The 14,646-nt window shown below is 57.0% G+C and carries 14 protein-coding genes and 1 riboswitch; of the genes, 11 read left to right on the top strand and 3 right to left on the bottom strand.

Translation table 11 applies throughout. The features are described from left to right. Positions 1–3: 3 nt before the first annotated feature. From ACYQ54_RS27235 to ACYQ54_RS27190, 10 genes are all read left to right on the top strand, one after another. On the top strand, positions 4–1,203 hold the full coding sequence (locus ACYQ54_RS27235; RefSeq protein ID WP_460088045.1) for a vWA domain-containing protein: 1,200 nt from the start codon (positions 4–6) through the stop codon (positions 1,201–1,203). Positions 1,204–1,221: 18 nt separating this feature from the next. After that, positions 1,222–2,094 carry an XdhC family protein gene (locus ACYQ54_RS27230; RefSeq protein WP_460088044.1) on the top strand — a complete coding sequence of 291 codons (873 nt, stop codon included), beginning with the start codon at positions 1,222–1,224 and terminating at the stop codon, positions 2,092–2,094. 21 nt (positions 2,095–2,115) lie between these two features. Continuing rightward, positions 2,116–2,721, top strand: a complete 606-nt coding sequence (locus ACYQ54_RS27225) for a CoxG family protein (RefSeq protein WP_460088043.1) — start codon at positions 2,116–2,118, stop codon at positions 2,719–2,721. A 60-nt stretch (positions 2,722–2,781) separates the two neighbouring features. After that, complete coding sequence (locus ACYQ54_RS27220) at positions 2,782–2,967, top strand: hypothetical protein (protein ID WP_460088042.1); 186 nt, start codon at positions 2,782–2,784, stop codon at positions 2,965–2,967. A gap of 205 nt (positions 2,968–3,172) precedes the next feature. Next, positions 3,173–3,288: riboswitch (guanidine-I (ykkC/yxkD leader) on the top strand. Positions 3,289–3,395: 107 nt separating this feature from the next. Beyond that, positions 3,396–4,466: a putative urea ABC transporter substrate-binding protein gene (locus ACYQ54_RS27215; RefSeq protein WP_460088041.1), complete on the top strand. Its 1,071-nt coding sequence runs from the start codon at positions 3,396–3,398 to the stop codon at positions 4,464–4,466. A gap of 74 nt (positions 4,467–4,540) precedes the next feature. Then, entirely contained in the window at positions 4,541–5,362 is an 822-nt protein-coding gene (locus tag ACYQ54_RS27210) for an ABC transporter permease (RefSeq protein WP_460088039.1), read from the top strand. After that, complete coding sequence (locus ACYQ54_RS27205) at positions 5,359–6,186, top strand: ATP-binding cassette domain-containing protein (protein ID WP_460088038.1); 828 nt, start codon at positions 5,359–5,361, stop codon at positions 6,184–6,186. Before ACYQ54_RS27210 ends, ACYQ54_RS27205 begins: the two co-directional genes overlap by 4 nt. A 10-nt stretch (positions 6,187–6,196) precedes the next feature. After that, complete coding sequence (locus ACYQ54_RS27200) at positions 6,197–7,435, top strand: agmatinase family protein (RefSeq protein ID WP_460088037.1); 1,239 nt, start codon at positions 6,197–6,199, stop codon at positions 7,433–7,435. Between the two features lie 4 nt (positions 7,436–7,439). Beyond that, a complete protein-coding gene (locus tag ACYQ54_RS27195) occupies positions 7,440–7,925 on the top strand; it encodes a hypothetical protein (protein WP_460088035.1) in 486 nt (161 codons plus the stop codon). Next, positions 7,922–8,158: a hypothetical protein gene (locus tag ACYQ54_RS27190; protein ID WP_460088034.1), complete on the top strand. Its 237-nt coding sequence runs from the start codon at positions 7,922–7,924 to the stop codon at positions 8,156–8,158. The genes ACYQ54_RS27195 and ACYQ54_RS27190 overlap by 4 nt, the downstream gene beginning before the upstream one ends. 42 nt (positions 8,159–8,200) lie before the next feature. Here ACYQ54_RS27190 and ACYQ54_RS27185 read toward each other — a convergent pair whose 3' ends face one another. Continuing rightward, positions 8,201–10,159, bottom strand: coding sequence for a putative bifunctional diguanylate cyclase/phosphodiesterase (locus ACYQ54_RS27185; RefSeq protein WP_460088033.1), 1,959 nt, complete (start codon positions 10,157–10,159; stop codon positions 8,201–8,203). Positions 10,160–10,631: 472 nt separating this feature from the next. Between ACYQ54_RS27185 and ACYQ54_RS27180 the strand changes: the two genes are divergently transcribed. Beyond that, positions 10,632–12,281 (top strand): alpha/beta hydrolase, encoded by a 1,650-nt coding sequence (locus ACYQ54_RS27180; RefSeq protein ID WP_460088031.1) that lies wholly within the window; start codon positions 10,632–10,634, stop codon positions 12,279–12,281. Positions 12,282–12,303: 22 nt separating this feature from the next. Here ACYQ54_RS27180 and ACYQ54_RS27175 read toward each other — a convergent pair whose 3' ends face one another. Together ACYQ54_RS27175 and ACYQ54_RS27170 are read right to left on the bottom strand one after the other, a co-directional pair. Continuing rightward, the gene (locus ACYQ54_RS27175) at positions 12,304–13,245 is read right to left on the bottom strand and encodes a patatin-like phospholipase family protein (RefSeq protein WP_460088029.1); all 942 of its coding nucleotides are present in this window, start codon (positions 13,243–13,245) and stop codon (positions 12,304–12,306) included. A gap of 266 nt (positions 13,246–13,511) precedes the next feature. Further along, positions 13,512–14,576 (bottom strand): BMP family ABC transporter substrate-binding protein, encoded by a 1,065-nt coding sequence (locus tag ACYQ54_RS27170; protein WP_460088028.1) that lies wholly within the window; start codon positions 14,574–14,576, stop codon positions 13,512–13,514. Positions 14,577–14,646: the final 70 nt, after the last annotated feature.

Here is a 14,646-nt window from a genome sequence, read left to right as displayed (position 1 = left end):
ACGATGACGCTGCCACCTCTTCAGACCCGGGAGCATGCCGGACAGGCTGTGAGGGATCAGCTTGCCGGCTTCGTGCAAACCCTGCGAGACAAAGGGTTCAAAGTCGGTCTGGCGGAAACAGAGGACGCAGCGAAGGTGTTGAGCTCTCCCCAGATGAACCACCCGGTGAGCCTGAAAGCCGCATTTCGAAGCCTCTTCTGCGGACGCCTGTCGGATTGGAAAGGCTTTGACGAGGTCTTCGACGCCTATTGGACCGGCAAGGGTGTCAAGTCAGGTGTGAAGGTGACGGGCAGCAGCAGACGCAAGGGTGGCAAGACGATACGTGAGCTGGCGGATGCCCGTGGAACCAGGCAGGACACGATTGCCGGTGATGTTGAGCGCCAGCCCGGAGAAGAAGAAGATAACTCCGATGAAAGCCCGTCAGGTCGCCGGGAAGGTGCGAGCGTGGCAGAGAACCTATCTGACATCGACTTTCGCAATCTCAGTGATCCTGATGCACTGGCGGAAGCCCATGAGCTCGCCGCGAAACTGGCACGGCGAATGCGCGTCAGGCTGACCCGTAGAGATCGTCAGAAACGAAAGGGCCGGAAACTGGATCTGCGCCGAACCATCCGGCATTCCATTGCCAAGGGTGGCACGCCGATCGACCTCATTCACAAAGGCCCGCGTGAGAAACAGTTGCGATTGGTGATCCTGCTCGACGCATCCGGGTCGATGAACAATTACACCGGCGTTTTCACGCGTTTCGTGCACGGCTTGCTGGATAATTTCCGGGAGGCGGAAGCCTTTCTGTTTCACACACGGCTGGTGCATGTCTCTTCGGCACTTTCGGAGCGGGATGCGAGCCGTGCTCTCGACCGTATGGGGTTGATGGCACAGGGGATCGGTGGCGGAACAAAAATTGGCGAGGCTCTGTCGGACTTCAACCGCTGGCACGCTGCCCAGGTCGTGCATTCGCGCACCTGTGTCCTGATCCTGTCAGATGGCTATGACACTGGCGCTCCGGAGGTGCTTGGTGAGGAAATGGCGCGGTTGCGGCGTCGGTGCCGGCGCGTTGTCTGGCTCAATCCGTTGCTCGGTTGGCAGGGTTATGAACCGACAGCCGGAGGCATGGCTGCCGCCCTGCCCCATGTCGATTTCTTTGCGCCAGCCCACAACCTGGCCAGCCTCGCAGCCCTGGAACCTTATCTGGCAAAGCTTTGAACCATGGGAGATGTTCAAATGAAGCATTCCGTTCCCGTGTCCGGCAAAGGTGCCGCACCAGATGTCATGCAAGACCTGCCCCGCCTCATGAATCGGATGCAGGACGACAATGAACCCTTTGTTCTGGCAACAGTTGTGCGCACCATTTCCGTGACCGCTGCAAAGGCCGGTGCTAAAGCGGTAATCGACAGGAACGGCGTCATTGTCGCTGGCTGGATCGGTGGCGGTTGTGCGAGATCGGCTGTGATCAAGGCGGCTAGGGCGGCCTTTGAGGACGGAGAAACCCGGCTTATCTCGCTTCAGCCTGCAGACCTTCTGGCGGAAATCGGCGTGGAGGCAGGTGACGAGCGCGAGGGCATTCAATTTGCAAAGAACATGTGCCCAAGCCAGGGCACGATGGATATCTTCATTGAGCCTGTTTTGCCCCGCCCGACACTGGTGATTTACGGTGCAAGCCCGGTTGCCCTGGCACTTGCAAATCAGGCGCCCTCCATAGGGTTCGATCTGACCTTTTGCGCCCCGGCTGAGGACTTGTCCGCCTTTTCAGGCGCTGGACGAAGAATTGACGGGTTCGAAACCGGAATTCGCCGCAACGGGCAGATCTATTCCGTCATCTCGACCCAGGGACGCGGAGATCTGGCTGCACTTAAAGCAGCGCTTCTCACAGATGCACGCCATATCGGCTTTGTCGGCAGTCGCCGCAAGATTGTTGCCCTCAAGGCGAAGCTGCGTGAGGAAGGTGTGCCGGATCAGACCCTCGACCGGATCAAGGGACCGGCCGGACTCGACCTGGGCGCCATCGCACCGGAAGAAATTGCACTCTCCATTCTGGCTGAACTTTTGATGATCCGCCGCAGCGGGCATCGCCAGACAAACATTCAACACGTTTGAACCCATCGGGGAAACAATCACATGCAGATGAACGACAGCCAACGGATCGAAGCCCCCAAGCAAAAGGTTTGGGAGGCGTTGAATGATCCGGACGTTCTGAAAGCCTCGATTCCAGGATGCGAGGAGCTGATCAAGCATTCGGACACCAACCTGGAGGCCAAGGTTCGCCTGAAGGTGGGACCGGTCAAGGCAACGTTCGGCGGCAAGGTGACGCTCAACGATCTCGACCCGCCGAATGGCTACACCATTGAAGGCGAAGGTTCCGGCGGGGTTGCCGGCTTTGCCAGAGGAGCTGCCAAGGTTCGTCTGGAAGAAGACGGTCCTGACGCGACGATCCTTCACTACGACGTTGATGCAAAGGTTGGTGGCAAGCTGGCGCAGCTCGGTGCCAGGTTGATCGACTCAACCGCCAAACGTCTTGCCGGTGAGTTTTTTACCGCCTTTGGCGAACAGGTTGCCCCGGGAACACCCGCAACACCGGACCAGGTGGAAGCCCCTACCGGGCCAGAAGACGCTTCTCCTTCCGGCGGCGAAGAGAAGAAGGGATGGATCAAAGGCCTTTTCGCCGGCAAGAAAAGGCAGGACGTTGCTGGAGACGAGGGTAAGATCGACGAACCTGCGGAATAAATCCCGACTGCAAGAGCGGCTCGCTTGGCTCTTGCAGCTATTCAAACCGGAGGAAATGTTATGGCACATACCGAAGTTCGATCCATGAGTGGCATTCGCGAAATGATGCGCGATCCATCGCTTGTTCTGGCACTCGTTACCGGTTCGGCCTTGACCGGGTTTTTGCTGGTAGCGCACGCCTGTTGTCTGAGCATCACCGAACAGCATTTCCTGCCGTTGGTTCAGATCTGTTCTTTCGCCGGTTGAGACTGTTTTTCGATAGACCTGCAAAGCCTGCTTAAGGTCTGGGCATGGTTCAATCTTCACCATGTTGCCCATATTCTGGTCAGAACATCATTTATTGTTGATCGGTTTCGACGAGCTCAATCCAGATTCTATTTCTTAAAATATTGAAACAATGGACGAATTCTCGTCCTCAGCTTTCTGGCATTCCCCTTGCTTAGATAGTGACGTGCAGCGCGCCTAGGGATCCGGTCGCAAGTCGACGCAGGACCGAGAGGTGCAAGCCGGTTGAGTGGCTCATGCCGACATAGACCGGTGACACGGCGGGACAAAAACCCGGGAGACAACTGCACGAGGTTTCGCGCGCGCGAACCTGCTCCCGGCCGTGCGCAAAAACCTCATGACGTAAGCCTGGTTCTCATGACCGGGCCCAAGACAGGAGACGCGCACAGATGTTGAAATCGATTGCCAAAGCTTCCCTCCTCGCCGCAGCGCTGACGCTGCCTCTTTCCCTCACTTCGGCCAAAGCTGAAGAAAAGGCGGATTTCAAGGTCTGCTGGTCCATCTATGTCGGCTGGATGCCCTGGGGCTATCTGCAGGACAGCGGTCTCATGAAGAAATGGGCCGACAAATACGACATTTCCGTCGAGATCGTTCAGATCAACGACTACGTCGAATCGATCAACCAATACACCGCGGGCGAATATGACGGCTGCTCCATGACCAACATGGATGCGCTTTCAATTCCGGCTGGTGGTGGTGTCGACACGACTGCGCTTATCGTGGGCGATTATTCCAACGGCAACGACGGCATCATCCTGAAGGACAAGAGTGCGCTAGCCGATATCAAGGGCCAGAATGTGAATTTGGTGGAGCTTTCGGTCTCGCACTACCTGCTTGCCCGGGCCCTCGATACGGTTGACCTCAGCGAGCAGGACCTGACTGTCGTCAATACATCCGATGCGGACATGATCGCAGCCTACCAGACACCGGATGTTACCGCGGTGGTGACCTGGAACCCTCTCCTGTCTGAAATCGAAGCGGAGGCAAATGCCACAAAGGTGTTCGACAGCTCCGGAATTCCTGGTGAAATCATCGACATCATGATGGTCAATACCGAAACGCTTGCGGACAACCCTGCCTTCGGCAAGGCCCTGGTCGGCGCATGGTATGAGCTGATGGCCATCATGTCGTCCGATAGCGATGAAGGTGTCGCGGCGAGGACTGCCATGGCGGAAGCATCCGGGACCGATCTTGCCGGCTACGACGCTCAGCTTGCTACCACCAAGATGTTCTACACGCCGGCAGCGGCAGTGGAGTTCACAAAATCCGCCGAACTGCCGAAGACGATGAAATTCGTTGCCGAATTTCTCTTCGACAAGGGCATCCTGGGCGAAGGCGCACCAAGCCCGGAATTTGTCGGCGTCTCTTTCCCGGACGGGTCGATCTATGGCGACACCGGCAACGTGAAACTGAAATTCGATCCGAGCTACATGGCCATGGCAGCAGACGGCTCCCTCTGACCTTCAGTTCATGACCGGGGTGTTCCGGCGAGTTCATCGCCGGAACAGTTGCCGGAGACCGATCGGACCGTTTCATGCGCATTATCAACCGGAAACCGACCCGGGTTACTGCCCTGGCGCTTGGGCTCATCCCCTTCGCCTTGACGCTGATTGCCTATGCCGTTGCCAGTCATTACCGGCGGCTAGATAACCCTGCTGACAAGCTGTTGCCGTCTTTGACAAGCATGGGCGAAGCGTTCCTGCGCATGGCAACAGTGCCTGACCGGCGGTCTGGCGATCTGTTGCTCTGGCTGGACACATTCGACAGTCTCTGGAGGCTTGGAACCGGAATGGCGGTTTCCACGCTGCTGGCCATCTCGTTCGGAATTGCCATCGGTTTTATTCCGCATGTGCGCAGTGCGCTTGCTCCTTATCTGGCAACATTCTCGCTGATCCCACCGATTACCATTCTGCCGATCCTGTTCATCACCTTCGGTCTCGGAGAACTTGCCAAGATCGCACTGATCGTGATCGGCACCGCACCCGTGATGATCCGCTCCACAGCCCAGGCCGTGCTGGACATTCCGCGCGAGATGATCATCAAGGCCGAAACGCTGGGCGCCAGTGTCTGGCAGATGGTCACAAGGCTTGTTCTTCCACAGGTGCTGCCGCATCTGATTACCAGCTTGCGGCTCAGTCTCGTTCCTGCCTGGATCTTCCTGATCTCCGCCGAGGCCATCGCGTCCACGTCCGGGCTGGGTTACCGGATATTCCTGGTGCGCCGCTATCTCGCGATGGATGTGATCCTGCCCTACGTCGTCTGGATAACGCTGCTGGCGTTCCTGCTCGACAGAGCCTTGCTTTTGCTCTCGAGACGCGCCTTCCGCTGGCATCATCTGGGAGGTGACGCACTATGAGCACCTTGCCCAAGCTCTCTGTCCGGGGGCTGGCGAAGTTTTACGACGGCATGCCCGTCTTGGAACGGGTCGACCTTGACGTTCACACCGGCTCTTTTTGTACGATCGTCGGCGCATCCGGCTGCGGCAAATCAACATTCCTGCGCATGCTGCTTTCCCAGGAACATCCGAGCCGGGGGCAGATCCTGCTGGACGGTGAACCCTTGCCGTTGGAACCGACACCGGATCGCGGCATCGTCTTCCAAAAGTACTCGGTCTTCTCTCATCTGACCGTCGCAGAAAACCTGATCCTGGCTCAGGAGTTTGAAGCTTCACGCTGGTCTGGCAGGCTCTTTGGCTCCGCCCGCAAGGCGGCCTTTCAGAATATCGATGAGCTGCTCGACAGGATCGGGTTGCGGCCGGCGGCAGACAAATATCCGGCGCAACTTTCCGGCGGCATGCAGCAACGCCTTGCGATAGCTCAGGCTCTGGTCAAAAAACCAGGCATCCTGCTGCTCGACGAACCGTTTGGCGCACTTGATCCCGGCATTCGTGTCGACATGCATGAGTTGCTTCTGGGGCTCTGGAAAGAGCTGTCCATGACGGTGTTCATGGTAACCCACGATATCCATGAAGCCTTCAAACTCGGCACCCGCCTGCTGGTCTTCGACAAGATCCGACACGATCCCCAGGCACCCCAGGCTTACGGTGCGACCATTACCTACGACTTGCCGCTCAAAACACCCACGGGACTGCCTGTGCGGTCGCCTGAAGCAATTGCAGGGGCCATTGGCGTGCCCCATGCGAGCAAACCATCACCCTTTTCCAAAAACACCAAGGAATGAGGACAATACCATGTGTTTCCATCGAGCCTCTGGTCCAGAGACACGCCATGTTGTTGCAGGACAAGTGCATCGAGAACCAAATCGCAGACAGCACCATCCTGATTTCGACAAACTGCAATTGCGTGGCTGGAAGGCCGCCGAAAAGGAAAGCGCCCTGCCCTCGGCCGCCTGGGAAAAGGAAAAAGCCTGGGCCTTACGGATGGGGCTCACTGGTTCAGACAGCCTCACCGACAAATCCATTCCGACCTTCGCCCGCGGCGAGCTGCCCCATTACGCGGGTATCAACACGTTCCTGAAGGCGCCCTACATCGAGGATGTAACCAAGGTCGGTGCCTATGATGCGGCCGTCATCGGTATTCCTTTTGATGGCGGCACCACCTACAGACCTGGCACACGGTTCGGGCCGCAGGGCGTTCGCAAGATTTCCGCCCTCTATACGCCTTACAATTACGAGATGGGTGTGGATCTTCGAGAGCAGATGACGCTTTGTGACGTCGGCGACATCTTCACCATCCCGGCGAATATCGAGAAGACCTTCGACCAGATCACGCGGGCGGTTTCCCACGTCGCATCGTCCGGGGCCTTGCCGATCATGATCGGCGGCGACCACTCGATCGGTTTTCCCTGCGTACGCGGGATTGCTCAATGCACCTCCAAGCGGATCGGCATCGTGCATTTCGACCGGCATATCGACATTCAGGAAAAGGACCTGGATGAACGGATGCACACGACGCCGTGGTTCCACGCGACGGATCTTGTCAACGTCCCGGCCGTCAATCTGGTTCAGATCGGCATCGGGGGCTGGCAGGTTCCGCGAGAAGGTGTGGAAGTGGCCCGGGAGCGCAACACCAACATCTTCACAATGAGAGATGTCGAGGAGCTGGGACTGGCGGAAACGGCCGCCCGCGCCCTTGAACTTGCGTGGAAGGATGCCGACGCTGTCTACATCTCGTTTGATATCGACAGCGTCGATTGCGGCTTTGTACCGGGAACCGGTTGGCCGGAACCGGGCGGTTTTCTACCGAGAGAAGCACTCGAACTGGTGTCACTGGTCGCCAAGGAAGGCATCTGCGGCCTGGAAGTCGTCGAGGTGTCACCGCCTTACGATTGTTCCGATATCACTGCTCTCCTTGCAACGCGTGTGATCGTGGATGTGCTCGGCACGTTGGTCTCCCACGGCAAGATGGGCTCTCATAAATCCATCATCGACAAGCCGGTAATGATCCCGGCCGGTCCGGATGTGGAGTAAGGCCATGGCTCACCATCACCACCTTCATCATGGCTTCCATCACGACCAACATTCCCATGGACATGACCACGACGACCTTCATGGCCACAATCACAGCGGCCCCGATCACCTGCATTCCCACGTGCATGGCGCGTCACAGACGGATCGGGCCGAGGAACTGCAGGCGCTGGCAGTCAGCTTCATTGATGGATTTCGGGCGGCGGAAGACAAGACCAGCTACCTGCGTCTTGCCGGAGTTCCGTTTCATCGTCCCGGGGCTGATGGCCTAGTGCAGCACCTTGTGGATGCAAAGATCGTCAGCAACTGGCAGGTCGGCACGGCCTCACCAGCCTTCGCATCCCGAGAGCTTGTTTACATGAGTTTTCCCGGTTCGATGGTCAACGCCAGGGAGACCATGACCTTCACCTTCGTCTCGTTGACGCAACGGGCGGACATCGACCTTGTCGACATACTTACCACTCGCCTCACCCAAGGAGATATCGCACAATGAAACAGTTTGTAACGACGACAGTTTTTGCCTTGGCCACCACACCTGCAGTTGCTCATCCAGGTGCGCACGATCATCTCACCGGCTGGGACAGCGCCGGAAACCACCTGCTTAGCTCACCGTTTCATCAGGTTCTGGTCGCTGCCGCAATCGGTGGTCTTGTACTCGCCGTTTCTTTGGTCAGACAAGCGAGAAAAAACAGGAAGCAGCTTGCCACCAAACAACCTGCGCCTTGAGATCCGGCCTGTCTTCTGCGGGGATCTGAAGGCTTCAACGCTTCAGATCCCCACCAGAGTGCTTCTGGAGCGGTCGGAGAAAAACAGGGTGGTGATGTCGTCAATCGCCATCGGACCACCGAACAGGTAGCCCTGGCCGATAGTACAGCCAATGTCGACCAGCACGTCTCGCTGTTCGACGGTTTCAATTCCCTCGATCAGAACCTGCGACCCCATGGTCTCGGCGATGCCGAGAACCATCTTGAGAACATCGCGCAGTTTCTTGTCCTTGACTGCCTTGGTGGCAAAGGAACCGTCGATCTTGATTTCGTCCCAATCGAAGTCCGTCAGATAAGAGAGCGCCGAATATCCGACGCCAAAGTCGTCCAGCGATATGCCGATCCCAAGGGACCGCAATTCCGCAAGCGTGGTCTGAATGCGGCGCAAATCACTCATCAAAGTGGTTTCGGTAACTTCAAGCTTCAGCCTGGAAGCCGGGAGGCCTGTACGGCCAAGGCATTCGTCCAGCATCGCGACGACATCGTCACTCAGGATCTGTGCGACGGACAGATTGACCGACAGGCTCAGGTCGGCCGGGAGCAATTGAACTTCCGAGCAGGAAGTCTCCAGGATCTTCCAGCCAAGCGACACGATATCGCCATTACGTTCCGCGATCGGAATGAACTCCGACGGTGAGATCCAGCCCAGTTCGGAGTGATACCAGCGGGCCAGAGCCTCCACGCCGAAGATGCGTCCGGTCATCAGGTTGAACTGAGGCTGGAAGTGAGGCAGGCACTCGTTTGCCTCGATCGCGCGGGCCAAAGCGTTTTCAACGATGGTCCGTCGTTCCATTTCCGCGCGCATGGCCGGTTCGTAGGTCACGACGCGGCGACGGCTGTTGTTGACTGCATCGCCAAGTGCCAATTCGGCATTGCGGATGATATCGGCGGCATCCCGCTCGACTGTGGAAGAATCGGCGTAGCCGATAGCGGGTGAAATCAGAAAGGAACCGATTGGTGTCGGAATAGGACGAAGAAAGATGTCATGTATCCGTTCGGCGATCACCGAAGCTGTCAGCCCAAGTTCTTCGTCGCTGACGGTCATCAGCAGAAAACCCTTGCCAGCGGAGCGCGCAAGGCACGTCACCCCTTCCAGCCGGTCCACCGTGTGTCGCAACAGGTCGGCCGTCGAGGCCAGGATGGCTTCTTCCGTTGCCAGATTGAACTTGTTCATCGCTGGCAGTCTGGACTCCAGATCGATGTTGAGAATGCTCAAGGTCTGCTTGTCGGAAAGTATTTTGTGCGTGGCACGCACGGTTTCTGCAAAGACATGGCAGTTGAGCAGACCGGTCACGCCGTCATGGTTCAGTCGGTATTCCAGTCGTTCGGCATGCTCTCGGCTTGCATCTGTTTGTCGTTGCAGAACCTGACTGTGCTTGCGGAAGTACCAGGTCCAGCCGAGACTTGCCAGCAGGAAGGCGACCAGTAGCACGTCCTGGAATACCTGATGAAAATGAAAGGTCTCCCGCGCGGCAGTCATCTGCTTGGCAGCTTCCTGAGTCACCATTTGGTTGATTTGCTGAAGAGAACTGCCGATACCCTGTAAAATGATCAGCGCATTGCTGACTGAGGTCTGATCGTCGAGCGTGTTCAGGAATGGAGCAACACGGGAGCTGGTGCGCACGATGTTGACCAATTTGTCCTGGATGTACTCTGAAGGTCCGACGATTTCGCTATAGGCATCGCTGGGCCAGGAATCGAAAGAGTCCAGAAGGGCTGCGTAGGTTTTTCGGGCGGCAGCCGCATCCTCCGGGCTGGTCAAGGCACTGTACCGGGCTATCAGCTTCTCAAGTGTCGTTGTATTGAAACGCAGCGTATCTTTGAGAACCGAGCGTTCGAGCTGGCCCTTGTGCTGATAGTCGACCTGCGCACGGTAGAGTGAGTAGGCGTTTGCACCCAGCAACAGCGTAAGGCTGGCGCAAAGCGCCGGAAATCCTATTCGCAATAGTCTATCAAAAATCATTGGCTCAACCGCCCTGATGACAGATTACACAGCTCCCGAATGAAGCCTATCGATAGTCCTTTCCGGCCCAATGTCTCTGTCACAGACGAACCGGTGCCCCCCGGCTTGCCGTTACCGCCCTCAGCGACAGGTGTTGAACCTGATGCGCTGGTCCGGCTGTGGAACACCCCCGTTTAGTTAACCCGGCAAACTTTCACGAAACTTGCGAGTAAAAATGGTTGTATTCCAAGCGCGCGAAAAGATCTTTCTGCCCATCGATCCGCGACAGGGGAATTTAGACCCGACAACAGTTAAGACCGTCTAAATACCAACGGACGCAACGTAAATTATACTTGGTTGGCAGTGGATAACGGGGATTGGCGCAAGAGTGTTTCAGGGGCGCTGTTGTTTACCCAAGGTTGTCTTGACGTGTCGTTTCCAACGCGAAATCCTTGTGGCAAGGCCATAAAATCGCGTTTGGGAGCAGGTGTGAATGCCGATCTTGAAGACATTCCAAAATGGGTTCTCCCCGGTCGGCCTCATCGTTGCCGCCAGCTTTTTTGGAGCCGCACTGACGCCGTCGATGATGCCGCGAGACCCCTTCGTGCAAGCCGCACTTGCCGCGGTCGCCGCGTCCCTTGGATATGAGGCGACCCTTTTGGTGAGAGCTGTCTGGCGCTATCTGGAGCTGCCGGAACCAAAAGGACGGCTATGGATGATCTGGCTGCTGGTTTCCGCCAGCATCTGTCTCGTCATCATTGTCTACAGTCTTGCAAAGGCCGCCAGCTGGCAGAATGCGACAAGGTCAGCCGTCGGACTGGCGCCTCTGGAAACAGCGGCGCCACTGTTCATTGTAACTGTTGGCGTTTTGATCGCGCTCGGACTCTGGCTGATTTTTCGAGTAGTCGGAGCTGTCCGGAGTTTGCTTTCCGGCATCCTCGAGAAAGTTCTGCCCAGACGCGTTGGGGTCGTCCTGTCGATAGGTCTCGTGGGTTGGTTACTTTGGGCTCTTGTCGATGGCGCCCTGGTCCGCAACGTCTTCCGTGCGGCCGATGCCTCCTTTCTGGCTGCCGACATCCTGCTTGAGCCGGACATAGAGAAACCGGAAGCGCCGGAAAAGACAGGCAGTACACAGTCGTTGGTTCGTTGGGAGGAAATGGGTCGCTGGGGCCGGCACTATGTCGCGACTTCGCCAACAGCGGCCGAGATTTCCGAATTCTCGCCGGGTAACACCATGGACCCGATCCGTGTCTACGTAGGGCGAAGGTCCGGTGATACTGCGGAGGAACGCGCGCAACTTGCGCTAAAGGAGCTTATCCGCGTCGGCGGTTTTGAGCGTTCCGTGCTGGTGGTTGTCGTGCCTCCCGGCACAGGCTGGATGGATCCTGGAGCTCACGATACGATTGATTTCATGCTTGGCGGCGATGTGGCAACCGTTGCCGTTCAGTATTCCCATCTGACCAGTTTTCTGGCTTTGGCAGCACATCCGGACTACGGGGTTGATCAGGCACGGGCGCTGTTCAACGCTGTCTATGCGCACTGGACACAATTGCCGAAGGACAGCCGTCCGGATCTTTATGTGCACGGCCTCAGTCAGGGCGCGTTCAACTCGCAGGCAACATTACCCTTGTTCGACATGCTGGGAGACCCGATTCAGGGTGCCTTCTGGGCTGGGTCTCCCTTTTTCTCACGCTACTGGTCGGAGGTTCGTGACCGGCGAAAAGCCGACAGTCCGGCATGGCGGCCGAACTACGGCAATGGCTCACTTGTCCGGGTGATAGACCAATATGGCGGACTTGAGGGAAATTACGCTCCTTGGGGGCCAATTCGCGCAGTTTTCCTCAATTATGGCAGTGATCCGATTGTCAATTTCACATTCGACACGGCCATCAGGCCACCGGACTGGATGGCTACACCTCGCGCGCCGGACGTGTCTGAAAAACTGTCCTGGTTTCCTGTGGTGACGATGCTTCAGATCGCGCTGGATTCGCTGTTTGCATTGGAAGTGCCCAGATACGGTCATTACTACATTGCGCCTGACTATATCGACGGCTGGGCAGCTGTCGTGGATCCGGAAGGATGGTCTGCGGAAAGAGCTGACGCGCTGAAGAAGATTTTCGAACGACGTGACCCGGCCTTTTAGCGCCTGGGATAAAAGTTGACCATCAACGGTCCAGTAGATTGGCAAGGCCGCGTTTGAAGATCTCACCTGCAGGTTCTGCAGCCTTGATGATGTCTTCGACCTTGAAAAATTCCATGGTCTTGAACCTTCCAATAGGTGGTTCGATCAAGAGCTCGGGTTGTGAACAGGCCAGCTTGGCGGCAACAAGTGAGTGAAGAGTAATCGAAAAGGACCCTATCCAGGTTTCCAGTCCGCTTGGAAGGCCGTTCTTTCGTTCTGCAAATTCGCTTCCCGTAACGTCGATCGCGACAGTTGGCACGCCGTCGCTTGTGAAGACGTCAAAAGGTGTCGGGTTGACGAAGCCGCCGTCAATCAACACACGTCCGTCGATCGTCACCGGTGTCAGCAACATGGGAAGAGCGGATGAAGCGGCGATTGCCGGCAGCAACGGTCCCTCCTCCAGGATGACCTGCGATTGGGTATAGAAATCCGTAGCAACGATTTTCATCGGAATCTGCAGATCCGAAAATCGTGCCGCCAGATCTGACGGGAAGACTGTTTCGAATAGAACGACGGGGTCGATGATTGCAGGGCGAACCACGTTGAACAGTGACGACCAAGTGCGGCCATCTTTCAAAAACAGTTTCTGGAACAACTGCGTCTTTTGGGTGAAGAGATCCACAGCGTACTGTCGGATTTCGCGACCACCCATCCCGCTTGCATAAAGGCCTCCGAGGATTGCCCCCATGGAGGTTCCGGCTGCTTCAAGGGGTTTGACGCCCAGATCGTCCATCGCCTCAAGGATCGGAATGTGCGCGAACGCCTTTGCGGCGCCACCGCCCAGGGCGAGCCTGAACCCTTCGACCGGTTTTGGGTGTTGAGACACCGTTTCAGCCTTTGCGCTATGGTCTGACACACCCAGGACCGCCATGCTGCCAGATCCGGAAGCGGCGGCTGCCAACAGCAGTTCTCGACGGCGGATCATATGGCAAACGTCTGTGTTTTGAACATGTTGGGCGGTCTTCTGGCTGGAAAGAGAAATCAATTTCCTTGTTTTTTAGAGCTGTCGGAGGTCGGGTTCAACTGCCCTTGCCCCACATGGCGAACATGCAATCAATCGCTAGCAACGTTTGCCAGTCATTGTTTTGGTTTGGTCGAAAGCACCTGATGTAGCCAGAACGGATTGCATCAGACATGAAAACGGCCCGGAACCGCGAGGTCCGGGCCGCTTTTGTGTCGTGATTATTGCCGTTATTGCGGCAGCTTGTCGTCGATGCCCTGAACGTACCAGTTCATGCCCAGGATCGCGCCATCGTCGAGGGTGACGCCTTCTTCTGCTGCGACGGTTCCGTCCTGCTTGGTGATCGGACCGGTAAACGGTTCCCAGCCGCCGGCGATCTTGGCCTCAGTTTCCTTGGCCATGGCAACAACGTCATCCGGCAGGTTGGTATAAGGAGCCATTACGACGTGACCTTCGGAAAGGCCTGCCCAGGTGCTCTTGGATTCCCAGGTGCCGTCCATGACTTCCTGGATGCGCTCAATGTAGTACGGACCCCAATCGTCTACGATTGCGGTGTACTGTGCTTCCGGTGCGAACTGGATCATGTCGGATGCCTGGCCGAAGCCGTGCGCGCCGCGTTCCTGCGCCACCTGAAGAGGTGCGGTGGAATCGGTGTGCTGCGAGATTACGTCTGCACCCTGGTCGATCAGAGCCTTGGCAGCGTCAGCTTCCTTGCCCGGATCGAACCAGGAGTTGACCCAGACGACCTTCAGCTTGAAGTCCGGATTGACGGATTGAGCACCGAGCAAGAACGCATTGATTCCGGAAACAACTTCCGGGATGGGGAATGAGGCGATGTAGCCGGCGACACCAGTCTTGGACTGTTTTGCTGCGATCTGGCCGATAATGTAACGGCCTTCGTGGAATTTGGAGTTGTAAGTCGCGACGTTGTCGGCGGTCTTGTAACCGGTGGCGTGTTCGAATTTCACGTCCGGAAACTTCTTGGCGACCTTGATGGTCGGGTTCATGTAGCCGAAGGACGTGGTGAAGATGATGTTGCAGCCTTCACGGGCGAAACGCTCAATTGCACGTTCTGCGTCCGGACCTTCCGGAACGCTCTCAAGATAGGCGGTCTCCAGCTTGTCGCCAAAATGCTTTTCTGCTTCAAGGCGGCCCTGGTCATGCTGATAGGACCAGCCGAAGTCGCCTACCGGTCCGACATAGATGTAGCAGGCCTTGACGTCCGCGGCGTTTGCCGCAGAGCCGGCTGCGGCAAAGGCAACGGCGGCAACGGTTGCTTTCAAAAGAGATTTCATCTGGTTCTTTCCCCTCTGTTCGATCTCTCTGTTGCGATCTTGTTTATGGCCTAGCCCCCCGATCGCACCG

The organism is Roseibium sp. LAB1, from assembly GCF_054658235.1.
The sequence above is the reverse complement of the archived record's forward strand: the minus strand, read 5'-3'. Positions and strand labels throughout refer to the sequence as shown.